Below are 20,342 nucleotides of genomic sequence, written 5' to 3' on the forward strand. Positions count from 1 at the left end.
GCTGAGTCGTTTGGTTAACATCAGACATGGGCGCAGCTGGCGAACAAGGGGGTTGTTCTGGCACTACATTGCGTCTGCACAGAACCGCTACACTGGACGGCGCAGAAGTGGTAACCGGAGCATATCGACAGAGGGGAAAATTCATGACTGAACTCCAGCAGATGCCGGGATGCAGGGCAGAAACACGGCGGAAACCATCTTAAAAGTTATTAACTTACCAGCTTATTAGCCCTGGGAGGATGGGAGTAAACACGGTATAATGGTGTCGGCGCTTGAGGCTTTTTGCCTCATGATGTTTGAGTGTTTTGATGTTGTGAGGCAGAAAGAAGAAAGCCCCGTAGGACGTTAATTTTCATTAACAAACCACACGAGGCCATCTGCTTGACTAGACACCAACAGAGTAGCCTCTTAGCTGCCGTAAGGCAAGGAGATGTATGGGTCCACCACATATTGCAATTTTTACTCTCACGTAAAATATAGTCCACTGGCGTCATCAGTTCGAGTGATTTATGTGGCCTTTTGCTGTTATACAGCACCAGATATTCAGCCATTCTTTGATTAAACAAATTCAGGTCCTCAAAAAGCAACAATTCATTGAATTCAATAAATTGTTCTCTAAGTGTCCGGTTAAATCGCTCACAGGTCGCATTCATTTTCGGTGTGTACGGATAGGTCCAGATGTGTTTAATCGAGGCTTCCTGTAGCGTTTTATCAAAGTTACCGAGGAACTCCTTACCGTTGTCAGTGACAACTTGTCTGATAGCGACAGGAAAGAGCTTTGTGGCCTTGCTGAAGAAATGGCTGGTAATATCGCTGTTGAGTGAAGGGACCGCCAGGGCCAGCGCATAGTCGCTGTGCTCGTCGATCATGGTAATGATATAGCGGCGTAGGTCCCCCATCCTGAGTTCAATCGCGTCCATCCCTATGAGTTCGCCTGTTTTTACCGGGCGGTATTGTTTTGGTCTTCTGGGCTTCACTGAGCGTTTTTTTATCAACCGGGCTTTGCCCCTGGCGCTGAGGCGTACGGGGATCATCCGCATTTTATCGTGAGCACCAGCAATGATTCTTCCAATGGTTGACGTGCTGGGACAGGTAAAATGCCGCGCTTCACACCATGGTTTCAGCCTGACAAAAATCTGCTCTTTGCCGAGATTGGGTAACTCAGTTCTCAGACGCCTGATCTCCTTGAGTACATCAGGATGCCAGTGCCTTGAACGGCGAACCAGAGGGGCTTTGCTTCTTGGAATTAGTGCTTCTGGACCACCGGTGCGCAGTAACCGGCGCCACCAGTAGAGTGTTCGCGTTGATACGTCAAAAGCATCAGCTGCGGCACGGATCCCGTGCTTATCCCAGAAGTTCAGAGCCTTCATTCTTAACTTCGCAATCTCGGGCATAAGAGAGTGTTTCATCGCATAAGCAGTTGCTCGGTAATACCCAAAATAGCCGACACCGATATGCTGCATCAACATCTGGCAATCCCTCCTTTAGTGTTCTGAGGCAATTGCAATATCTGTGTGAACTTACACATCCGGCACTGTTGCAAAGTTAGCGATGAGGCAGCCTTTTGTCTTATTCAAAGGCCTTACATTTCAAAAACTCTGCTTACCAGGCGCATTTCGCCCAGGGGATCACCATAATAAAATGCTGAGGCCTGGCCTTTGCGTAGTGCACGCATCACCTCAATACCTTTGATGGTGGCGTAAGCCGTCTTCATGGATTTAAATCCCAGCGTGGCGCCGATTATCCGTTTCAGTTTGCCATGATCGCATTCAATCACGTTGTTCCGGTACTTAATCTGTCGGTGTTCAACGTCAGACGGGCACCGGCCTTCGCGTTTGAGCAGAGCAAGCGCGCGACCATAGGCGGGCGCTTTATCCGTGTTGATGAATCGCGGGATCTGCCACTTCTTCACGTTGTTGAGGATTTTACCCAGAAACCGGTATGCAGCTTTGCTGTTACGACGGGAGGAGAGATAAAAATCGACAGTGCGGCCCCGGCTGTCGACGGCCCGGTACAGATACGCCCAGCGGCCATTGACCTTCACGTAGGTTTCATCCATGTGCCACGGGCAAAGATCGGAAGGGTTACGCCAGTACCAGCGCAGCCGTTTTTCCATTTCAGGCGCATAACGCTGAACCCAGCGGTAAATCGTGGAGTGATCGACATTCACTCCGCGTTCAGCCAGCATCTCCTGCAGCTCACGGTAACTGATGCCGTATTTGCAGTACCAGCGTACGGCCCACAGAATGATGTCACGCTGAAAATGCCGGCCTTTGAATGGGTTCATGTGCAGCTCCATCAGCAAAAGGGGATGATAAGTTTATCACCACCGACTATTTGCAACAGTGCCCATCGGCGTAGTAGTGGATGTGGTCGATGACAAAGCCGGTGCGGGTCAGCGTGCGCCGGAGGATCGGCAGAAAATCGACCAGGAACGAAGTAGCGCGTGTGACGACGGCCGGTACGCCGACACGCGCCACGGCCTCGGCCCAGCGCGCGGCCGGCGGTTGGAGCAGGCCGTTGTGCACCGAACCGTGGTAGGTGCCGACCGCCAATGTGAGCCAGCGCTCTAGCTCGCGCAGCGTCAGGGCGGCCTTGTTTTCGGAATCGTAGTCGCCGCGCTGGTCAGGGTTGGAGAAGGTCGTTCCCGGCAGTTCGTCGTGAATCATCTGCATCGCCGTGCCGATGATCCGTTCCACGATGCCGCCATAGTGCGGCTGTCCCAGCGGGCGATAGTCCAGCCGGATGCCATGCTGCTCGCAACCCCGGCGCAGGGCCTCGCTCTTGAACTCGGCCGCGTTGTCTAGGTAGAGCAGCAAGGGCTTGCCGCTCATCTGCCAATCCATTTCCACGTTCAGTCCTTCCAGCCAAGGGCGCTTGTCGCAGGCGACATGCACGAGGCACAGGCCAACCGAAACGGCAGACGGCGCTTCCAGCGTGACGACCATGCCGAGCACGCAGCGGGTGAACACGTCGATGGCGAGGGTCAGGTACGGGCGGCCAATAGGTTGCCGGTCGCGGTCATCGACCACGATCAGGTCGATGACCGTATGGTCTATCTGCACCTGCTCCAGCGGCGCGGTCACGGCAGGAGGCTCGCCGCCCACACCTTGTAGGTCACGAGCGGCATCCTGGCCTTCCCGCCGGCGGATGACCTTGCGCGGGTCAAGGCTAGCGATCCGTAAGGCCACGGTATTGCGCGCCGGCACTCGCAGTTTTTGAGCCTTGCACACCTGAGTGACTTCGCGGTGAAAGGCCGCTAGGCTGCGCTTCTGCTTGGTCAGGAACCGCTTTTGCAGTAGCTCGTGGATGACGCGCTCGACCGGTTCCGGCAAGCGCCCCTTACCTTTACCTCCACCGGACTGGCCGGGCACCAGATCCGTCACGAGGCCGCTGCCTTGCCGGGCACGCCGGATCAGAACGTATACCTGGCGCCGAGACAAGCCCAGCGCCTGAGCCGCCATATCGGCCGCTTCGTGCCCGACCGTCTCCGACTGCGCCAACGGACTGATGATCTCCGCACGACGGCGCGCACGCTCCCAAGCCTCATCAGGCAGAGTGGCCACGCCTTGTTCTGGAATCCGTGGGGTGTCCGTCGCCATGCTCACCTCGCTTTGGTGCACACGAGTATTGAGCATAGTCGAGATTGGTGCAGATCACTTCTGATATTGAACTGTCAGGAGCTGGCTGCACAACAGCCATTACGCCCAATCAACTGGTGCAGTCGTCTTCTGAAAATGACATCCATGCCCAGCCCGTGCGCGAGCTGGATCACCGCCCGCACGATAGTTTGGTCACGGGCATCATCCGGGAGCCTGGCGACAAAGGATTGGTCGATTTTCAATGTGGTGATGGGGCAGCATTTCAGATGTTGCAGGCAGGAATAGCCGGTGCCGAAGTCGTCGGCGGCGAAGCGCACGCCGATGGCGCGCAAGGCGTCGAAACTGGCGAACAGGGCTGGATTGCCGAATGCGACCGATTCGGTCAGTTCGATCTCCAGAAGCTCGGCGGGCAGGGCCATATCGGCCAGCACCCGCTTTACCTCGTCGTCGAACGTTGGCCCAACCTGGCTGGCGGACACATTGATGGCAAGACGGAACGGTTGCCATGCCGGTCCTTGCCACTTGTGCATCTGGCGACAGGCCTCGCCCAGCACCCACGCGCCTATTTCCGGCATCAGGCCGAACGACTCGGCCAGCGGCAGGAACTGGCCGGGCGGCAACAGGCCAAGCCTCGGATGCCGCCAGCGCATCAACGCTTCCGCGCCAGCGATCCGGTGATCGCGCAGATCGACCAGCGGCTGGTAATGCAGGTCAAGCTGTCCGCGCGCCGCCGCCTGCGCCAACTCGGCCGCCGTCCATCCGGCGGGCTGCGAACTCGTCATGATCCGCCCCGGAAGGCGCGCAGCAGCCGCGTTACGGCCAGAACGAACAAGCCGGTCAGCGCGAGCGCGGCAACACCCCAATGCTCGCCAAGGAAGGCACCGGCGGTCGTCCCGGCCAGCACGGCGGCGAGAATCGGCAGATGGCAGGGGCAGGTCAACACGGCCAGCGCACCCCACAGGTAGCCGGAAACGGGTTGGCGCGTCTCGGGCGGCAGTTTGTCAGGGGCGTTCACGGCAATGCCTCCTCGTGCGCCCGCTCGGCTGGCATGGAGGCCAGTTGCGCGTCCAGATGGGCCAACGCCGCGCGCCGCCGCTCGACCAACTGGCGCAGCACGGCAAGCTGCGCTGCGGCTTGTGCGCCGTCCGCTGCGTCGAGCGCACGGCACAGCCGCGCCAGGGCATCCAGGCCGATACCCGCCTCGAAGGCCGCGCGCACGAAGCACAGCCGTTGCAAGGCCGCATCGTCGAACACGCCGTAGCCGCCCGTGGTGCAGGCCACCGGCCGTAACAAGCCGCGCACCAGGTAGTCGCGCACGATATGTACGCTCACCCCAGCGTTATGGGCCAGTTGCGATACCGTGTAGGCGCTCATCGCACACCTCCTTGTCCTCACCCGGCGCAGCAGGAAAGCTGCTTCACATCCTTGTTGAAGGTCTGCGCCGCGAGCTTCAACCCTTCGACCATCGTCAGGTAGGGGAACAACTGGTCGGCCAGTTCCTGCACCGTCATCCGGTTGCGAATCGCCAGTGCGGCCGTCTGGATCAGTTCGCCCGCTTCCGGGGCCACTGCCTGCACGCCGATCAGTCGTCCGCTGCCTTCTTCAACCACCAGTTTGATGAAGCCGCGCGTGTCGAAGTTGGCGAGCGCGCGCGGCACGTTGTCCAGCGTTAGCGTGCGACTATCAGTTTTGATGCCGTCATGGTGCGCTTCCGCCTCGCTGTAGCCTACGGTCGCCACTTGCGGGTCGGTGAACACCACGGCCGGCATCGCGGTCAGGTTCAGGGCCGCGTCACCGCCGGTCATGTTGATCGCGGCGCGAGTGCCGGCCGCTGCCGCCACATAGACGAACTGCGGCTGGTCGGTGCAGTCGCCTGCGGCGTAGATGTGTTCCACGCTTGTACGCATGCCGGGGTCGATGACGATAGCGCCTTGCGGGGTGAGCGTGACGCCCGTCGCATCCAGTGCCAGCTTGCGTGTGTTGGGCGCGCGGCCGGTGGCGACCAGCAGCTTGTCGGCGCGCAGTTCGCCGTGCGCCGTGGTGAGCACGAATTCGCCGTCCCCTTCACCATTGATATACGCGACCTGGCTGGCCTGGGTGTGTTCCCTCACCTCGATGCCCTCCATGCGGAATGCGGCCGTGACGGCTTCGCCTATAGCTGGGTCTTCGCGGAAGAACAGCGTGCTGCGAGCCAGGATCGTCACCTTCGCTCCGAGTCGGGCGAACGCCTGCGCCAGCTCCAGCGCCACCACTGATGAGCCAATCACGGCCAGGCGCTTAGGAATCGTCTCGCTGACCAGCGCTTCAGTGGAAGTCCAGTACGGAGTGTCTTTCAGGCCGGGAATCGGCGGCACGGCCGGGCTCGCGCCGGTGGCGATCAGGCAGCGGTCGAATGCCACCACGCGCTCGCCGCCGTCGTTGAGTTGCACGATCAGGTTGCGATTGTCCTTAAAGCGGGCGGAGCCGTGCAGCACAGTGATCGCCGGATTGCCCTCCAAGATGCCTTCGTACTTGGCGTGGCGCAGTTCATCGACGCGGGCCTGCTGCTGGGCCAGCAGCGCCGTGCGCTGGATGGTCGGCGTGGTAGCGGCGATGCCGCCATCGAACGGGCTTTCCCGGCGCAGATGGGCGATATGGGCGGCGCGGATCATGATCTTGGACGGCACACAACCGACATTGACGCAGGTGCCGCCGATGGTGCCGCGCTCGATCAGCGTGACACGTGCGCCTTGCTCGACGGCCTTCAGCGCCGCTGCCATCGCGGCCCCGCCGCTGCCGATGACGGCGATATGCAATGCGCCGCTGCTACCCGTCTTGTCGTTTCTGCCCAGCAGATCGCGCATCTTGTCGAGCAATCCGCCCGGCGTCGAAACTGAGGGGGCATCGGCCAGCGTGGCCCGATAACCGAGTCCAGCTACAGCGGCCGTCAGCGCGTCGGGTGACGTGCCGACCTCAATGGCGAGCTTGGCGCTGCCCTTGGCGTAGGAGACATCCGCTGATTGCACGCCGGGCACTTTCTCCAGGGCGTCCTTGACATGCACTGCGCACGAGTCGCAAGTCATGCCGGTGATTTTGAGAGTGCTCATACCATCGTTCCTTATTCGTGTGGGCCGCCGTGTCGCACGGTCAGCCGTCTTTCACAAGCGCTTGGCGGGGAGTTCGCAGCCGTCCGGTCCGCAACGGCGATGCGCCGGCGACACGAAGTCCCAGATCGACACCCCAATCATCAAGGCCAGGCCGACGTACATCAGGTTCGCCGTCCACCAGTTGCCGAGCAGCCAGACCGTGGCCGCAAACACGATGGCCGGGCCGATCATGCCGAGCAGACTGCGCAGCCATTGCCGATGACTGAACCAACCCAGCGCGTTCGCCAGGAAGGCCAGCGCGGCAAACAGCGGCAGCAGGCGGCTGATGAACAGTCCCTCGTACTGGCTCAAGAAGCCCAGCCCGATGGCCGCGCCGAAGCTGGCGAGGGCTGGAAAGCAGGCGGCGCAGCCCATCGCGGAAACGACGCTGCCGAGCGCGCCGGTTTTATCGGCAATGCGTGTCATCAGTCCCATGAAGCGGCTCTCGCTGTTGTCGTTGGCTTGCTGGCTCACTGCTTGACGCTGGACGGATAGCCGGCGTCTGCGGTGGCCTTGGTCAGCTTCTGTACGCTGGCCTTGGTGTCGTCAAAAGTGACGACGGCCTCGCGCTTCTCGAAGCCCACATCGACCTTGCTCACGCCTTCGACCTTGGAGAGCGCTTTCTTGACTGTGATCGGGCAGGCGGCGCAAGTCATGCCGGGAACCGCTAGCGTGACGGTCTGGGTAGCGGCCCACACCGGGGCAACAGCGGCGGCGAGGGCAAGGGAGGCAAACAGTTTCTTCATGATGAACTCCTGGTTAATAGAAAAATGGAACGACATAGGGAAATCCAAGCGCGACCAGGACCAGCACGGCCACGATCCAGAAAATCAGCTTGTAGGTGGCGCGCACCTGCGGAATCGCGCAGACCTCACCTGGCTTGCATGCCTGCACGGGCCGGTAAATCCGCTTCCAGGCGAAGAACAGCGCCACTAGCGCCGCGCCGATGAACAACGGTCGATAGGGTTCCAGCACCGTCAGGTTGCCGATCCAAGCACCGGAGAAGCCCAGGGCGACCAGTACTAGCGGCCCCAGGCAGCAGGTCGATGCAAGAATGGCGGCCAGCCCGCCGGCGAAGAGCGCACCGCGCCCGTTTTGTGGTTCAGACATACGTTGGCCCTTTTGAATTTGGATTGGATAGCGTAACCTTACTTCCGTACTCATGTACGGAGTCAAGCGATATGGAAAATAATTTGGAAAACCTGACCATTGGCGTTTTTGCCAAGGCGGCCGGGGTCAACGTGGAGACAATCCGCTTCTATCAGCGCAAGGGCCTGTTGCGGGAACCGGACAAGCCTTACGGCAGCATCCGCCGCTATGGGGAGGCGGACGTGGTTCGGGTGAAATTCGTGAAATCGGCACAGCGGCTGGGGTTCAGTCTGGACGAGATTGCCGAGCTGTTGCGGCTCGACGATGGCACCCACTGCGAGGAGGCCAGCAGCCTGGCCGAACACAAGCTCAAGGACGTGCGCGAGAAGATGGCCGACTTGGCGCGCATGGAAACCGTGCTGTCTGAACTCGTGTGCGCCTGCCATGCACGAAAGGGGAATGTTTCCTGCCCGTTGATCGCGTCACTACAGGGCGAAGCAGGCCTGGCAAGGTCAGCTATGCCTTAGCGTGCTTTATTTAATGAGATGGTCACTCCCTCCTTCCCAGTACTATGCTGAGGACAGGCTTTCATTCGGAGAACCATCATGGAAAACATTGCGCTTATTGGTATCGATCTGGGTAAGAACTCTTTCCATATTCATTGTCAGGATCATCGTGGGAAGGCCGTTTACCGTAAAAAATTCACCCGACCAAAGCTAATCGAATTTCTGGCGACATGCCCGGCAACAACCATCGCGATGGAAGCCTGTGGCGGTTCTCACTTTATGGCACGCAAGCTGGAAGAGTTAGGGCATTTTCCAAAGCTGATATCACCGCAATTTGTCCGCCCATTCGTTAAAAGCAACAAAAATGACTTCGTTGATGCTGAAGCTATCTGTGAAGCAGCATCACGTCCATCTATGCGTTTCGTGCAGCCCAGAACCGAATCTCAGCAGGCAATGCGAGCTCTGCATCGTGTCCGTGAATCCCTGGTTCAGGATAAGGTGAAAACAACTAATCAGATGCATGCTTTTCTGCTGGAATTTGGTATCAGCGTTCCGCGAGGTGCTGCCGTTATTAGTCGACTGAGTACCCTTCTTGAGGACAGTAGTTTGCCTCTTTATCTCAGCCAGTTACTGCTGAAATTACAACAGCATTATCACTATCTTGTTGAGCAGATTAAAGATCTGGAATCTCAGTTGAAACGAAAGTTGGACGAAGATGAGGTTGGACAGCGCTTGCTGAGTATTCCCTGCGTTGGAACGCTGACTGCCAGTACTATTTCAACTGAGATTGGCGACGGGAAGCAGTACGCCAGCAGCCGTGACTTTGCGGCGGCAACAGGGCTGGTACCCCGACAGTACAGCACGGGAGGTCGGACGACATTGTTAGGGATTAGCAAGCGGGGCAACAAAAAGATCCGAACTTTGTTGGTTCAGTGTGCCAGGGTATTCATACAAAAACTGGAACACCAGTCTGGCAAGTTGGCCGACTGGGTCAGGGAGTTGTTGTGTCGGAAAAGCAACTTTGTCGTCACCTGTGCTCTGGCAAACAAGCTGGCCAGAATAGCCTGGGCACTGACGGCGCGACAGCAAACTTACGAAGCATAAAGGCAGAAATACACCAGTTTAAACAATCATTCATCTGGTTTTGCGAATACTGATATTGATGATACTAACGGCCCACCGGCCTGTTGAGGAACCTGTAAAACGGAAAGGCTCATTGAAGCCGTATATTTTCTGGAGGTTCATCAGGCGCGGAACTCATCGAGGCGCGGGAATAAAATCCCATTCAGACGCCGGATAGATTCAAGCAAGCCAACTTGTCGTCAAAATCGGTGTTGCAAAAACGGGAGTGACCATAGATTCCGTTTTCTGAGGTGCCCCCTAATAGTGTTCTTCCATTTCGGTAAAAATCCCTACCATGGATTCCCACTCGTCCGGGGGGTAATGACTCCAACTTATTGATAGTGTTTTATGTTCAGATAAGGGGTCTGACGCTCAGTGGAACGAAAACTCACGTTAAGGGATTTTGGTCATGAGATTATCAAAAAGGATCTTCACCTAGATCCTTTTAAATTAAAAATGAAGTTTTAAATCAATCTAAAGTATATATGAGTAAACTTGGTCTGACAGTTACCAATGCTTAATCAGTGAGGCACCTATCTCAGCGATCTGTCTATTTCGTTCATCCATAGTTGCCTGACTCCCCGTCGTGTAGATAACTACGATACGGGAGGGCTTACCATCTGGCCCCAGTGCTGCAATGATACCGCGAGACCCACGCTCACCGGCTCCAGATTTATCAGCAATAAACCAGCCAGCCGGAAGGGCCGAGCGCAGAAGTGGTCCTGCAACTTTATCCGCCTCCATCCAGTCTATTAATTGTTGCCGGGAAGCTAGAGTAAGTAGTTCGCCAGTTAATAGTTTGCGCAACGTTGTTGCCATTGCTGCAGGCATCGTGGTGTCACGCTCGTCGTTTGGTATGGCTTCATTCAGCTCCGGTTCCCAACGATCAAGGCGAGTTACATGATCCCCCATGTTGTGCAAAAAAGCGGTTAGCTCCTTCGGTCCTCCGATCGTTGTCAGAAGTAAGTTGGCAGCAGTGTTATCACTCATGGTTATGGCAGCACTGCATAATTCTCTTACTGTCATGCCATCCGTAAGATGCTTTTCTGTGACTGGTGAGTACTCAACCAAGTCATTCTGAGAATAGTGTATGCGGCGACCGAGTTGCTCTTGCCCGGCGTCAACACGGGATAATACCGCACCACATAGCAGAACTTTAAAAGTGCTCATCATTGGAAAACGTTCTTCGGGGCGAAAACTCTCAAGGATCTTACCGCTGTTGAGATCCAGTTCGATGTAACCCACTCGTGCACCCAACTGATCTTCAGCATCTTTTACTTTCACCAGCGTTTCTGGGTGAGCAAAAACAGGAAGGCAAAATGCCGCAAAAAAGGGAATAAGGGCGACACGAAAATGTTGAATACTCATACTCTTCCTTTTTCAATATTATTGAAGCATTTACCAGGGTTATTGTCTCATGAGCGGATACATATTTGAATGTATTTAGAAAAATAAACAAATAGGGGTTCCGCGCACATTTCCCCGAAAAGTGCCACCTGACGTCTAAGAAACCATTATTATCATGACATTAACCTATAAAAATAGGCGTATCACGAGGCCTGTGGGAGGAAAATAAAGTGTCATCCTAACTACAGGACCCTGCAACGTAGCAATTCCTGCAAAAATCCATTTAAAACAATGACTTATTTCAATTCTGCCATCTGCAAGCGTTTTGTGGGGATGGAGGCCGGAATCATTAAAGTATCATCCTAATTTTCGCTCAACCTTGGAAAATGCTGAGAATCGTAAAAATAAAGTTTCATCCTTTCCGCTACTAGTTCAAGGCTTTCTTCCGGCCGCCGGCAACAACGCTGCTTGGCTGAGGCGATCCACTTGCGCTACCGCTCACTGATCAGATCGAACTTGAACTCGACGAGCAGCCAACCATCAGGCCGAGCGTGATCGCCAAAAAAAACGGATCATGCGAAATCCTTCGTTGAGTTTGGCGCGGGTTTTAGCAAATCAGCTGGCCCGCGATCCGGTTGAGAGTGATCCGAAGCGGTCCTTGACGACCGGCACAAATCGGCCGATTCTGTTGAAAAAGTAGCTTTAGCGGCAGCCTGCCGATCAGGTGTGCCTGCTGTCGAAGTGGCTGCAAGCCACTTCAAGTTGCCTTCCGGCGTTTCACTGAGCGTCCTTGCTCAGGTTTAAGGGTTAATTTGAGGGTTTCTGCTCGTAGCAGGCATACCTATCCCGTCAGCGGTGGCCCTTGAGGCAAAAGCTTGGCCATGCGGCGCAGGTTCTGCACCATCGCAGCCAAGGTGAATTCGTCAGTGGCACCCGTTAGGCCACGCAGTCGTAAACGGTCGAGTTTCATGATCCGTTTGAGGTGGGCGAAAAGCATCTCCACCTTCTTTCGTTCGCAGCGAGAGACGAGGTACTCCGGTGTCTTGGCGATGCGTCGAGCCACGTCGCGGGCAGCCTCATGGATGCTGCGGACGATCTTCCGATTCGGCGTGTTGGGGCAGCATTTCGCTTTCAACGGGCAGGTGGCGCAGTCGGTTTGGCTGGAGCGGTAAATGACGGTTTTGGCCTTAGTTACCCGCGACCTTTGCTGGGTGAAGGCGCGCCATTCACTGCGTAGCGGTTTGCCGGCTGGGCAGCGATATTCATTGGCGTCCTGACTCCAGTGAAAGTCGTTACTGGAGAGGCTGTCGTCCTTGCGCTCGGTCTTGTCCCACACCGGCACATGCGGTTCGATGTCCTTTTCTTCGACCATCCAGGCCAGCATCGGGGCGGTGCCATAAGCGGTATCGCCGATAAGGCGTTCCGGTGTGAGATCGAACTGCGCCTCGACACGCTCGACCATCGTCCTAGTCGAATCGACTTCGGCGGTACGGTGCGCCGGGGTAGCTTCCACGTCCATGATCACACCGTGCTCAGTGTCGATCAGGTAATTCGTGGAGTAGGCAAAAAAGGCCGGGCCACCTGGCGCTGCTGTCCAACGGGACTGAGGATCAGTGAGCGAAATTTTCTTGGGAAGAGCCTCAGCCAGCGCCTCTTCATCAAGGGCTTCGAGGTACTCGCGCACTGCGCGGCTGCTGAGCTTTGGATCGTTCCAATCGACCTCATCTCCCGCCACCCCACGTTGCCGGCTGGCATCCGCCTTAATGATGCTGGCGTCGACGGCGAAACCTTCACCCTTGACTAGGCCGGCTGCCATGCAGCGCCGCAGCACCTCATTGAATAACCAGCGGAATAGATCGCTGTCACGAAAACGCCCATGGCGATTCTTCGAGAAGGTCGAGTGATTGGGGACTTCGTCTTCCAGACCCAACCGGCAGAACCAGCGATAGGCCAGGTTCAGGTGCACCTCTTCGCACAATCGCCGCTCGGAACGAATGCCATAGCAGTAGCCGACGACCAGCATGCGCACCATCAACTCCGGGTCAATCGAGGGACGCCCGATGGGGCTATAGAAATCTGCCAGGTAGGCACGTAGATCACTGAGATCCAAGCACTGGTCGATGCTGCGCAGGAGATGTTGGGCCGGGACGTGATCTTCCAGATTGAACGAGTAGAACAGGCGCTGCTGTCCTCCCGGTAACTGTCCCATCATGCTGTTCGCCCCCACGCTCGCTGACAAAGCAATTTTGCCAACGGCATGGGGAGGCCGCTACTTTTTCAACAGAATCGGCCGCACACAGCCATTCGGCTCAACAGAACCCTGCCTTTACCCCACCAAACTCCGGAAACTCGCCCGGTAGTCCGTCGGCTTGAGATGCACATGTTGGCTGAGGTCGCCGGGTAGCGTGAACAGGCGCGGACCGTCCCGAAACTGGAACACGCGATACAGATGGAATTGATCGCCCGCCTCCTTGGAGAATTCGAGTTCGTTGTGGCTGACCAAGAAAGACGAGCCTACCCCGCCATTGGTGGTTTTCACCTCGATGAAGCGCTCATGGGCGTCCTCTTCGAACGACAGGATGTCGAACCCCGCACCGTCTCCCTGGGTGTCGGACACCCAATCCAGCCGCTGAAAAAGCTCTGGGTGGCCGAGCTCGGTCAGGCGTTGCTGTTCGTAGCCAATCACCCACTGCTCCCCTGCCCGGCCCAGCTTGCGGTTGGCTTCATCGCGAGCGGCATAATCGAACTTTCGCGGTAGGCGTTGCCGTAGAGATGCCGGGGTACGCACAAGCACTTCACGGGCGGGTGGTTCTACCAAAGCCGCTCGGTAGGTTTTGTCACCCGGAAGTTTTACCTCCTCCAGGGCATCGACAAGAGCGCCGACCGTCTGCTGATGTTCCAGAACGTAGGCGTGTACGGATTTACGCAGCAGCAGTTGGCTGTTGCCGCGTGGCTTGTAGCCGTTGATATAGGGCAGGCCCAGGGCATCGAGTACGGCGCTAATGTTCTGGTGCTTGAGCTCGACTGAAGACTTGCTGCGACCGTTCAGCAGTTGGCGCAGTGCCTGGTTGTGCTCGGACTTGTTGTACGGCTCCCCAGCCGCCTCGGCACGCAGCATGTCGAAATAGTCTTCGACCGTGGCCAGGACCTCTTCTTCGGACCAGTCTTCGCCGATGCGAATGATGCGAAACCCGAGCCGCGTCAGCGCCGGAACGACGGTCGCCTCGCCACCGGAGAAGCTGTCAGCAGTGAGCGGGCCCTGCTCGGGAAATTGCTTGCCGAAGGCCACACCGGCGATGGCCTTGGAATCGCAATCGGTGCCGGTCTTCGGATCACGTACCAGGAAGTCGCGGGACTTGCCGTAGCCGTGGCGCGCCAGGAATTTCGTGCGGCCCAGTTGCACGAACTCATCGATGGCAGCCTGCACGGCGGCGGGGCTTCGAAGCTGGGAGAGTTGAGACACAGGGTCCTTCCTTACTGTCATGGTGTGCCGGGAACCGCCGAGCCACGAGATTATGAGTAGCCCCTGAACAGAAACGTCACGATAAAAGCCGTGAACGCCACCAGGCCCATTAAATCCCTTGCGTATTTGCAGCCCGTGCTGTCCAAACCTGTACCAGGTCCGATCAACACGCTCCAACCATTGAGGTACGAAAACACCGCCTGACCGAACAAAAAATGCGTGATAGCCGCCGCAGCCATGACGCCGGAATCGTCAGACAGGCTGTAGCTGTTGACCATTGCCCTGTACGCCTGCATCTGAAATGGCTATTGCCCTGATGGGAGCCGGCTTTTCAGCCACCGACACCAGCGATGCCGTCAATATTCTTTACCCGATAACCATGACCGTACAAGCTAACAAGGCCTGGCAAGCCAGCGGACTTAAAAAGTCTTTTTTTCTACCATCCCACAAAAAAGTTCGTGGTGGAGAAAAGATAAGCTATGCAAGGCTTTAGGAGACGTGGTTTTTCAGGATGACGAAGAACGATTCGGCGCTAGGTGCAACATAGGTGCATCGCACGAGCGCTAGGAACGGCGAAAAAAGGCGGACGTGGCGAAATCGGTAGACGCAGCAGACTTTAAAATTGGAGTGCCCGCGGGGAAATCCGCGGAGTAGAACCGCTCAAAGTCGGGGAACGCTAACGGGCAATACCCTAAGCCAATCCCGAGCCAAGCCCCTTCGGGGGAAGGTGTAGAGACTGGACGGGCGGCGCCTAAAGCCTTCGGGCAATGGCGAAGGGACAGTCCAGACCACGAACGTCATCAGACGGCGGCGAAAGTCGAGGTGGTACGAAAATCTGCTTCTCTGTGAGAGTACGGGTTCGAGTCCCGTCGTCCGCACCACAAAGCCAAACATCCCTGCGATGATCGACCTCTGGGCGTTTGGTCGTGAGCCCGCCACCCTCGCGCTACGCTTTGCGCAGGCGTCGAAGGCGATCAGGTGCGCCCATCGATTCCGTCGAGCACCATCGCTGCGAGTTCATCGCTGGTGTGTGCACCACTATCGAGAACACGGGTTGTGCATGGAAGCCGTTCCCTTGCGGCCAAGCATCGGGCGACATTCGCTAATCGCCACTCTCGAATCTCCGCATTTCGATTCGGGTCAGGATGCATGGTCTGGTTCGCGATCCGGTGACGCAATAGGTCCTCGTTGAGCGTCAGAAAGATGTGCAGCAGCTGATCGTCGATCCGCCTTACCCCGTCGAGTATCTCAGTCAGATAGTCCGGGTGCACGAGCGTCATTGGGATGATGATGTCCTGCGAGTAATTCCTTCGAATCTCCCTGACCGCCGCGATCGTAAGTCCCCTCCACAAGGGGAGATCCTGATAGTCTCCGCTCGCTGGCATGGGGACCGTTTCTTTCACCACGAACCCGATTTCCTCGGGGTCAAAGATCAGCGATTTGGAACGCCGATCGCGCAGCCGCTTAGCGAGCGTCGTCTTTCCGGCGCCGAAAGGTCCGTTGATCCAGATTATCATTGTCGACGGCCTCTAACCTGAAGGCTCGCAAGAGCGCTCGACGGCCTCGTGCGGAGGCACGATCGGAGTGGTTCCGAAATGCTTCTCAAGATAGGTGACGCCGAACGTCACGATGTCCTGCGCGTCGAACAGGTAGCACTGAGCAAAGCCCACGACACCTTCTCGATGGCGACCGAGCTTCACGTAAGCATTTGCTATAGTTTCAACCGCATCCGGCTTTCCTTCGATAGCAAAGCAATCGAGAATGCCGTTTGAATCGTAATCCGATGCCGTTTTCCAGGCGACTTCACCGTCTCTTCCAAGCATCGGCATCTCATACGTCACCCACCGTTTGTTGGGGATATCGGCAACCGCCTCGGCGTAGTGCAATGCGGTAACGGAGTTTAGCGGCGCACCCAACAGCAGGGCCTTCCCGCCAAGGCGAACGAACCGCTCGACGGGCGATCCTTCCCCCAAGGCGTGACCGAGTTCGTGAGGCTCCGTCAGCGTTTCAGCCAGCGGACCAACCGCGACCATCGATGCATCGGGGTGCGCGCTGCGCCGCGCGCCGGGGGCTTGAACCAGAAATTGATTCAGCAGGCCGAACCCACGGTAAGTCCCGGCTGTTGCGGGATCGAACGGCAGCCAGGTACGGCGGGCTTCGTCATCCAGCCGAGCGCCATTCAGAGTCTCCTCGTAGGGTGATCGGTCCCACGACGCGTATCCCATCACAGTGCCAGTCGGCCCAACCGCGGAGCGTAACGCGGCAACGACCGTCTCCGCTCCTCCTTCGACCGGACCAATCGCTTTAAGTGAGGCATGCACCATCAAGAGGTCACCGGTTTGGACTCCGAGTTTTTGAAGCGCCTCCGTTATTGCCTTCCGCGTATGCATCGCGATATCTCCTCTAAACTGCAAAACACTATACGGGGTCTGACGCTCAGTGGAACGAAAACTCACGTTAAGGGATTTTGGTCATGAGATTATCAAAAAGGATCTTCACCTAGATCCTTTTAAATTAAAAATGAAGTTTTAAATCAATCTAAAGTATATATGAGTAAACGGCACTGTTGCAAATAGTCGGTGGTGATAAACTTATCATCCCCTTTTGCTGATGGAGCTGCACATGAACCCATTCAAAGGCCGGCATTTTCAGCGTGACATCATTCTGTGGGCCGTACGCTGGTACTGCAAATACGGCATCAGTTACCGTGAGCTGCAGGAGATGCTGGCTGAACGCGGAGTGAATGTCGATCACTCCACGATTTACCGCTGGGTTCAGCGTTATGCGCCTGAAATGGAAAAACGGCTGCGCTGGTACTGGCGTAACCCTTCCGATCTTTGCCCGTGGCACATGGATGAAACCTACGTGAAGGTCAATGGCCGCTGGGCGTATCTGTACCGGGCCGTCGACAGCCGGGGCCGCACTGTCGATTTTTATCTCTCCTCCCGTCGTAACAGCAAAGCTGCATACCGGTTTCTGGGTAAAATCCTCAACAACGTGAAGAAGTGGCAGATCCCGCGATTCATCAACACGGATAAAGCGCCCGCCTATGGTCGCGCGCTTGCTCTGCTCAAACGCGAAGGCCGGTGCCCGTCTGACGTTGAACACCGACAGATTAAGTACCGGAACAACGTGATTGAATGCGATCATGGCAAACTGAAACGGATAATCGGCGCCACGCTGGGATTTAAATCCATGAAGACGGCTTACGCCACCATCAAAGGTATTGAGGTGATGCGTGCACTACGCAAAGGCCAGGCCTCAGCATTTTATTATGGTGATCCCCTGGGCGAAATGCGCCTGGTAAGCAGAGTTTTTGAAATGTAAGGCCTTTGAATAAGACAAAAGGCTGCCTCATCGCTAACTTTGCAACAGTGCCCAGTTGTGCGGATCGAGCCCCTGCAGGCAGGAGAGCGCGGTCAGATAGTGGCTGTGCAAGTGGACGATCGCCTTGCAGGCCGGGTTGTGCAAATAGACCGCCCGGTGAAAAGTGACCTCTTTCGACGGTTTGTCGCCGGAGATCCATTCCCCTTGCAGCGTCACCACCGACAACCGCTGAGCCTGCAGTTCGCCGAGGCAGGCGCCGGTCGGCGTCGCCAGCAGGTTGCCGTCCGGCAGCAGCAGCGACAGATTGCCAGCGGAGCCGGTGGCATAGCCGCGGCTAAACAACGAGGCGCCAATCTGCACCATTTCCTCTCGCAGTTGTTGCTCAGTCATGACGAAACTCCTGCTGGGCACGGGCAAAGAACTGGATATCGCCGAAGTTACCTGACTTCAGCGCCAGGGAGAGCGGCTGGCGGGTGTCACGCACCCAGGGCACGCCAGGGGAGATGGTCGGCCCAATATGGAACGCCTCAACCCCCAGGGTCTGCGCCACAATGCTCGACGTTTCCCCTCCGGCCACAATAAAGCGGGTAAATCCGTTCGCCTTCAGGGCGGCGGCAAGAGCGGCAAACAGCTGTTCCACCCGTTCGCTGCTGGCCTTGTCGCCATACTGCGCCTGGATCCGCTGCAGCGTTTGCGGCTCGGTGGTGGCATAGATCATCGGCGCCAGCGGCGCATCGCGCTGCGCGTCCACCCAGTCAGTCAGCGTCCTGACGTAGCTCTCCAGATCGGTAAAGCAGGCGCTTAAGTCGACGGCGCGGGCGGGGGCCTGTTGACGATAGGCCGCCACCTGGCTGTTGGTCATCACCGAGCAGGAGCCCGAGAGCACCACCGCCGGACCGGCCAGCGGCATGCCGGCCTGAGCGCTTTCCCCCCTGGCGCCATGGCGCTGCGCCCAGTCGCGGGCGAGGCCGATGGCGAGGCCGGAACCGCCGGAGACCAGCTTCATCTCCCGCAGCGCCACGCCCTGGGTGAGCAGATCCTGTTCGCTGAGGGCGTCGAGCACCACATAGCGCACCGCCGGATCGTTGACTGCCGCCAGCGCGGCGGCGACCGGGCGACAATCGGCCAGGCAATCAGCGCGGCTTTTCCGCGCCCTTGGCGCTCAATTAAGCGGCCCAGGTGCGCATCCTCCATCGGCGTCACCGGATGGTGGCGCATCCCGGACTCATTCAGCAGTTGCTCGCCGACGAACAGATATCCCTGATAGACCGTGCGGCCGTTAACCGGCAGCGCCGGGGAAATCACCGTCCGCGTCTCACCCAGCTCGGCCAGCAGGGCATCCAGCACCGGGCCAATGTTGCCCTGCGCGGTGCTGTCGAAAGTGGAACAGTACTTGAAATAAAACTGCTGACAGCCCTGGGCCTGCAGCCAGCGCAGGGCCGCCAGCGACTGGCTGACGGCCATTTCCGCCGGGCAGGAGCGGGTTTTCAGGCTGATGACCACCGCCTCGCTGGTCAGCGGAATATCGCGGGTCGGCACGCCATTCAGTTGCACCGTCGGCATGCCGTTGCGCACGAGGAAGCTGGCAATATCCGTGGCGCCGGTGAAGTCATCGGCAATGACACCAAGCTGCATGTTGTCTCTCCTCACTGTTTATGGCCCGGCAGGGTGATGCCGTTGAAAATCTTGATCACCGCGCTGTCATCTTCCCGACCGAATCCGGCATTACTGGCGGAGGTGAACATATTCAGCGCGGTGGTAGCGAGCGGCAGCGGGAAGGTCAGCGCCCGGGCAGTGTCATTCACCAGCCCGAGATCTTTGACAAAAATATCGACAGCGGATTTTGGCGAGTAATCGCCATCCAGGACGTGCTGCATGCGATTCTCAAACATCCAGGAATTACCCGCCGCGTGGGTGACCACGTCATACATCGTCTCCAGTGGGATCCCGGCGCGGGCGGCAAGCGCCATCGCTTCGGCGGCAACGGCGATGTGCACCCCGGCCAGCAGCTGATGGATAATTTTTACCGTCGAGCCAAGACCAATGTCGCTCCCGATGCGGTAGACTTTGCCGGCCACGGCGTCCAGCACCGGCGCGAGTCGGGCAAAGGCGGCATCGCTCCCGGAGGCCATCACCGTCATGTCGCCGGCGGCCGCTTTCACGGCGCCGCCCGATACCGGCGCGTCGAGCATCAATAGCTGGTACTCCGCCAGCGCCTCGGCAATGGCCTGAGCATCGGCGGAGGCGATGGTGGACGACACCATCACGACGGTGCCCGGCTTCAGATGGGCGGCGAGGCCGCTCTCGCCGAACAGGATCCCCCGCACCTGGGCGGCATTGACCACCAGCAGCACAACTGCATCCAGTTCCGCGGCGAACGGCACCGCGCTGGGGCCCGCGCCTTTGGCGCCCGCCGCCAGCAGTGCGCGACAGTTGTCGGGATTGATGTCAACGCCCCAGGTGTTCAGGCCCGCCTGCAGGCAGGCGCGGGCGGCGCCCATGCCCATTGAACCCAGTCCAATCACGCAGACGTTAGTGTGTGCAGCCATGCTGGTCTCCTTGTGAACATTAGTTAATTAATGTGATTTAATGATAGAATAAAGCGTTATCATGTGAATTTATGTGAGAGTTATCACGAATAACCCACATGAATATAAAAAATTCACAGGCGGAAAGAGGCTGCACAGCGGCGATTCTTGCCCTAAAATAGCGTAAAAAACAGCGGCAAAGCGCGATAACAACACCGGGTGTCGCCAGGGCC

General features: G+C 57.5%; 19 protein-coding genes and 4 pseudogenes. 4 read left to right on the forward strand and 19 right to left on the reverse strand.

Annotation, left to right across the window (positions count from 1 at the left end; genetic code table 11):
• Positions 1 to 434: 434 nt before the first annotated feature.
• From KB892_RS27910 to KB892_RS27955, 10 genes and pseudogenes are all read right to left on the reverse strand, one after another.
• Positions 435 to 1,469: pseudogene (locus KB892_RS27910) on the reverse strand (IS481 family transposase); the annotation flags it as partial.
• A 113-nt stretch (positions 1,470 to 1,582) separates the two neighbouring features.
• Positions 1,583 to 2,287, reverse strand: a complete 705-nt coding sequence (locus tag KB892_RS27915; RefSeq protein ID WP_001067855.1) for an IS6-like element IS26 family transposase — start codon at positions 2,285 to 2,287, stop codon at positions 1,583 to 1,585.
• Positions 2,288 to 2,351: 64 nt separating this feature from the next.
• Positions 2,352 to 3,602: pseudogene (locus tag KB892_RS27920) on the reverse strand (transposase); the annotation flags it as partial.
• 74 nt (positions 3,603 to 3,676) lie between these two features.
• On the reverse strand, positions 3,677 to 4,345 hold the full coding sequence (locus KB892_RS27925; protein WP_001300294.1) for an EAL domain-containing protein: 669 nt from the start codon (positions 4,343 to 4,345) through the stop codon (positions 3,677 to 3,679).
• 35 nt (positions 4,346 to 4,380) lie between these two features.
• Positions 4,381 to 4,617: a broad-spectrum mercury transporter MerE gene (gene merE, locus KB892_RS27930; RefSeq protein WP_000993386.1), complete on the reverse strand. Its 237-nt coding sequence runs from the start codon at positions 4,615 to 4,617 to the stop codon at positions 4,381 to 4,383.
• Entirely contained in the window at positions 4,614 to 4,976 is a 363-nt protein-coding gene (merD, locus tag KB892_RS27935) for a mercury resistance co-regulator MerD (RefSeq protein ID WP_001277456.1), read from the reverse strand. The genes merE and merD overlap by 4 nt, the downstream gene beginning before the upstream one ends.
• A gap of 17 nt (positions 4,977 to 4,993) precedes the next feature.
• Entirely contained in the window at positions 4,994 to 6,688 is a 1,695-nt protein-coding gene (gene merA, locus KB892_RS27940) for a mercury(II) reductase (RefSeq protein WP_000105636.1), read from the reverse strand.
• Between the two features lie 51 nt (positions 6,689 to 6,739).
• Entirely contained in the window at positions 6,740 to 7,162 is a 423-nt protein-coding gene (gene merC, locus KB892_RS27945; RefSeq protein WP_001340589.1) for an organomercurial transporter MerC, read from the reverse strand.
• 35 nt (positions 7,163 to 7,197) lie between these two features.
• Positions 7,198 to 7,473 carry a mercury resistance system periplasmic binding protein MerP gene (gene merP, locus KB892_RS27950; RefSeq protein WP_000732292.1) on the reverse strand — a complete coding sequence of 92 codons (276 nt, stop codon included), beginning with the start codon at positions 7,471 to 7,473 and terminating at the stop codon, positions 7,198 to 7,200.
• A gap of 13 nt (positions 7,474 to 7,486) precedes the next feature.
• The gene (locus KB892_RS27955; RefSeq protein ID WP_001294663.1) at positions 7,487 to 7,837 is read right to left on the reverse strand and encodes a mercuric transport protein MerT; all 351 of its coding nucleotides are present in this window, start codon (positions 7,835 to 7,837) and stop codon (positions 7,487 to 7,489) included.
• A 71-nt stretch (positions 7,838 to 7,908) separates the two neighbouring features.
• Here KB892_RS27955 and merR point away from each other — a divergent pair, with 71 nt between their 5' ends.
• A complete protein-coding gene (gene merR / locus KB892_RS27960) occupies positions 7,909 to 8,343 on the forward strand; it encodes an Hg(II)-responsive transcriptional regulator (RefSeq protein WP_000429836.1) in 435 nt (144 codons plus the stop codon).
• 78 nt (positions 8,344 to 8,421) lie between these two features.
• Positions 8,422 to 9,426: an IS110-like element IS5075 family transposase gene (locus KB892_RS27965; protein ID WP_000427619.1), complete on the forward strand. Its 1,005-nt coding sequence runs from the start codon at positions 8,422 to 8,424 to the stop codon at positions 9,424 to 9,426.
• Between the two features lie 525 nt (positions 9,427 to 9,951).
• Here KB892_RS27965 and KB892_RS27970 read toward each other — a convergent pair.
• The 4 genes from KB892_RS27970 to KB892_RS27985 all read right to left on the reverse strand — a co-directional run bounded on the left by KB892_RS27970 (position 9,952) and on the right by KB892_RS27985 (position 14,532).
• Positions 9,952 to 10,812, reverse strand: a complete 861-nt coding sequence (locus tag KB892_RS27970; RefSeq protein ID WP_000027057.1) for a broad-spectrum class A beta-lactamase TEM-1 — start codon at positions 10,810 to 10,812, stop codon at positions 9,952 to 9,954.
• A gap of 820 nt (positions 10,813 to 11,632) precedes the next feature.
• Positions 11,633 to 13,003, reverse strand: coding sequence for an IS1182-like element ISCfr1 family transposase (locus KB892_RS27975; protein WP_000971921.1), 1,371 nt, complete (start codon positions 13,001 to 13,003; stop codon positions 11,633 to 11,635).
• A gap of 114 nt (positions 13,004 to 13,117) precedes the next feature.
• A complete protein-coding gene (locus KB892_RS27980) occupies positions 13,118 to 14,254 on the reverse strand; it encodes a protein NO VEIN domain-containing protein (protein ID WP_000080860.1) in 1,137 nt (378 codons plus the stop codon).
• A 50-nt stretch (positions 14,255 to 14,304) separates the two neighbouring features.
• A complete protein-coding gene (locus KB892_RS27985) occupies positions 14,305 to 14,532 on the reverse strand; it encodes a hypothetical protein (RefSeq protein ID WP_000248278.1) in 228 nt (75 codons plus the stop codon).
• Between the two features lie 23 nt (positions 14,533 to 14,555).
• On the opposite strand from KB892_RS27985, the gene KB892_RS27990 reads away from it, so the two are divergent.
• Positions 14,556 to 14,747, forward strand: a complete 192-nt coding sequence (locus KB892_RS27990) for a hypothetical protein (protein WP_000951934.1) — start codon at positions 14,556 to 14,558, stop codon at positions 14,745 to 14,747.
• 481 nt (positions 14,748 to 15,228) lie between these two features.
• On the opposite strand, the gene KB892_RS27995 is transcribed toward KB892_RS27990, so the two are convergent.
• The gene (locus KB892_RS27995; protein WP_000587837.1) at positions 15,229 to 15,771 is read right to left on the reverse strand and encodes an AAA family ATPase; all 543 of its coding nucleotides are present in this window, start codon (positions 15,769 to 15,771) and stop codon (positions 15,229 to 15,231) included.
• Positions 15,772 to 15,783: 12 nt separating this feature from the next.
• Positions 15,784 to 16,644 carry an aminoglycoside N-acetyltransferase AAC(3)-IId gene (gene aac(3)-IId / locus KB892_RS28000; protein WP_000557454.1) on the reverse strand — a complete coding sequence of 287 codons (861 nt, stop codon included), beginning with the start codon at positions 16,642 to 16,644 and terminating at the stop codon, positions 15,784 to 15,786.
• A 232-nt stretch (positions 16,645 to 16,876) separates the two neighbouring features.
• Here aac(3)-IId and KB892_RS28005 point away from each other — a divergent pair, with 232 nt between their 5' ends.
• A complete protein-coding gene (locus KB892_RS28005; protein WP_001067855.1) occupies positions 16,877 to 17,581 on the forward strand; it encodes an IS6-like element IS26 family transposase in 705 nt (234 codons plus the stop codon).
• Between the two features lie 54 nt (positions 17,582 to 17,635).
• Here the strand turns inward: KB892_RS28005 and KB892_RS28010 are convergent.
• From KB892_RS28010 to ltnD, 3 genes and pseudogenes are all read right to left on the reverse strand, one after another.
• Positions 17,636 to 17,971: pseudogene (locus tag KB892_RS28010) on the reverse strand (class II aldolase/adducin family protein); the annotation flags it as partial.
• Positions 17,964 to 19,216 (reverse strand): annotated as a pseudogene (gene otnK, locus KB892_RS28015) (3-oxo-tetronate kinase). The pseudogenes otnK and KB892_RS28010, both read right to left, overlap by 8 nt.
• Before the next feature lie 11 nt (positions 19,217 to 19,227).
• Positions 19,228 to 20,130 carry an L-threonate dehydrogenase gene (ltnD, locus tag KB892_RS28020; RefSeq protein ID WP_002903955.1) on the reverse strand — a complete coding sequence of 301 codons (903 nt, stop codon included), beginning with the start codon at positions 20,128 to 20,130 and terminating at the stop codon, positions 19,228 to 19,230.
• Positions 20,131 to 20,342 lie beyond the last annotated feature (212 nt).

This window comes from Klebsiella sp. P1927 (assembly GCF_018204675.1).
Lineage (GTDB): Bacteria > Pseudomonadota > Gammaproteobacteria > Enterobacterales > Enterobacteriaceae > Klebsiella > Klebsiella pneumoniae.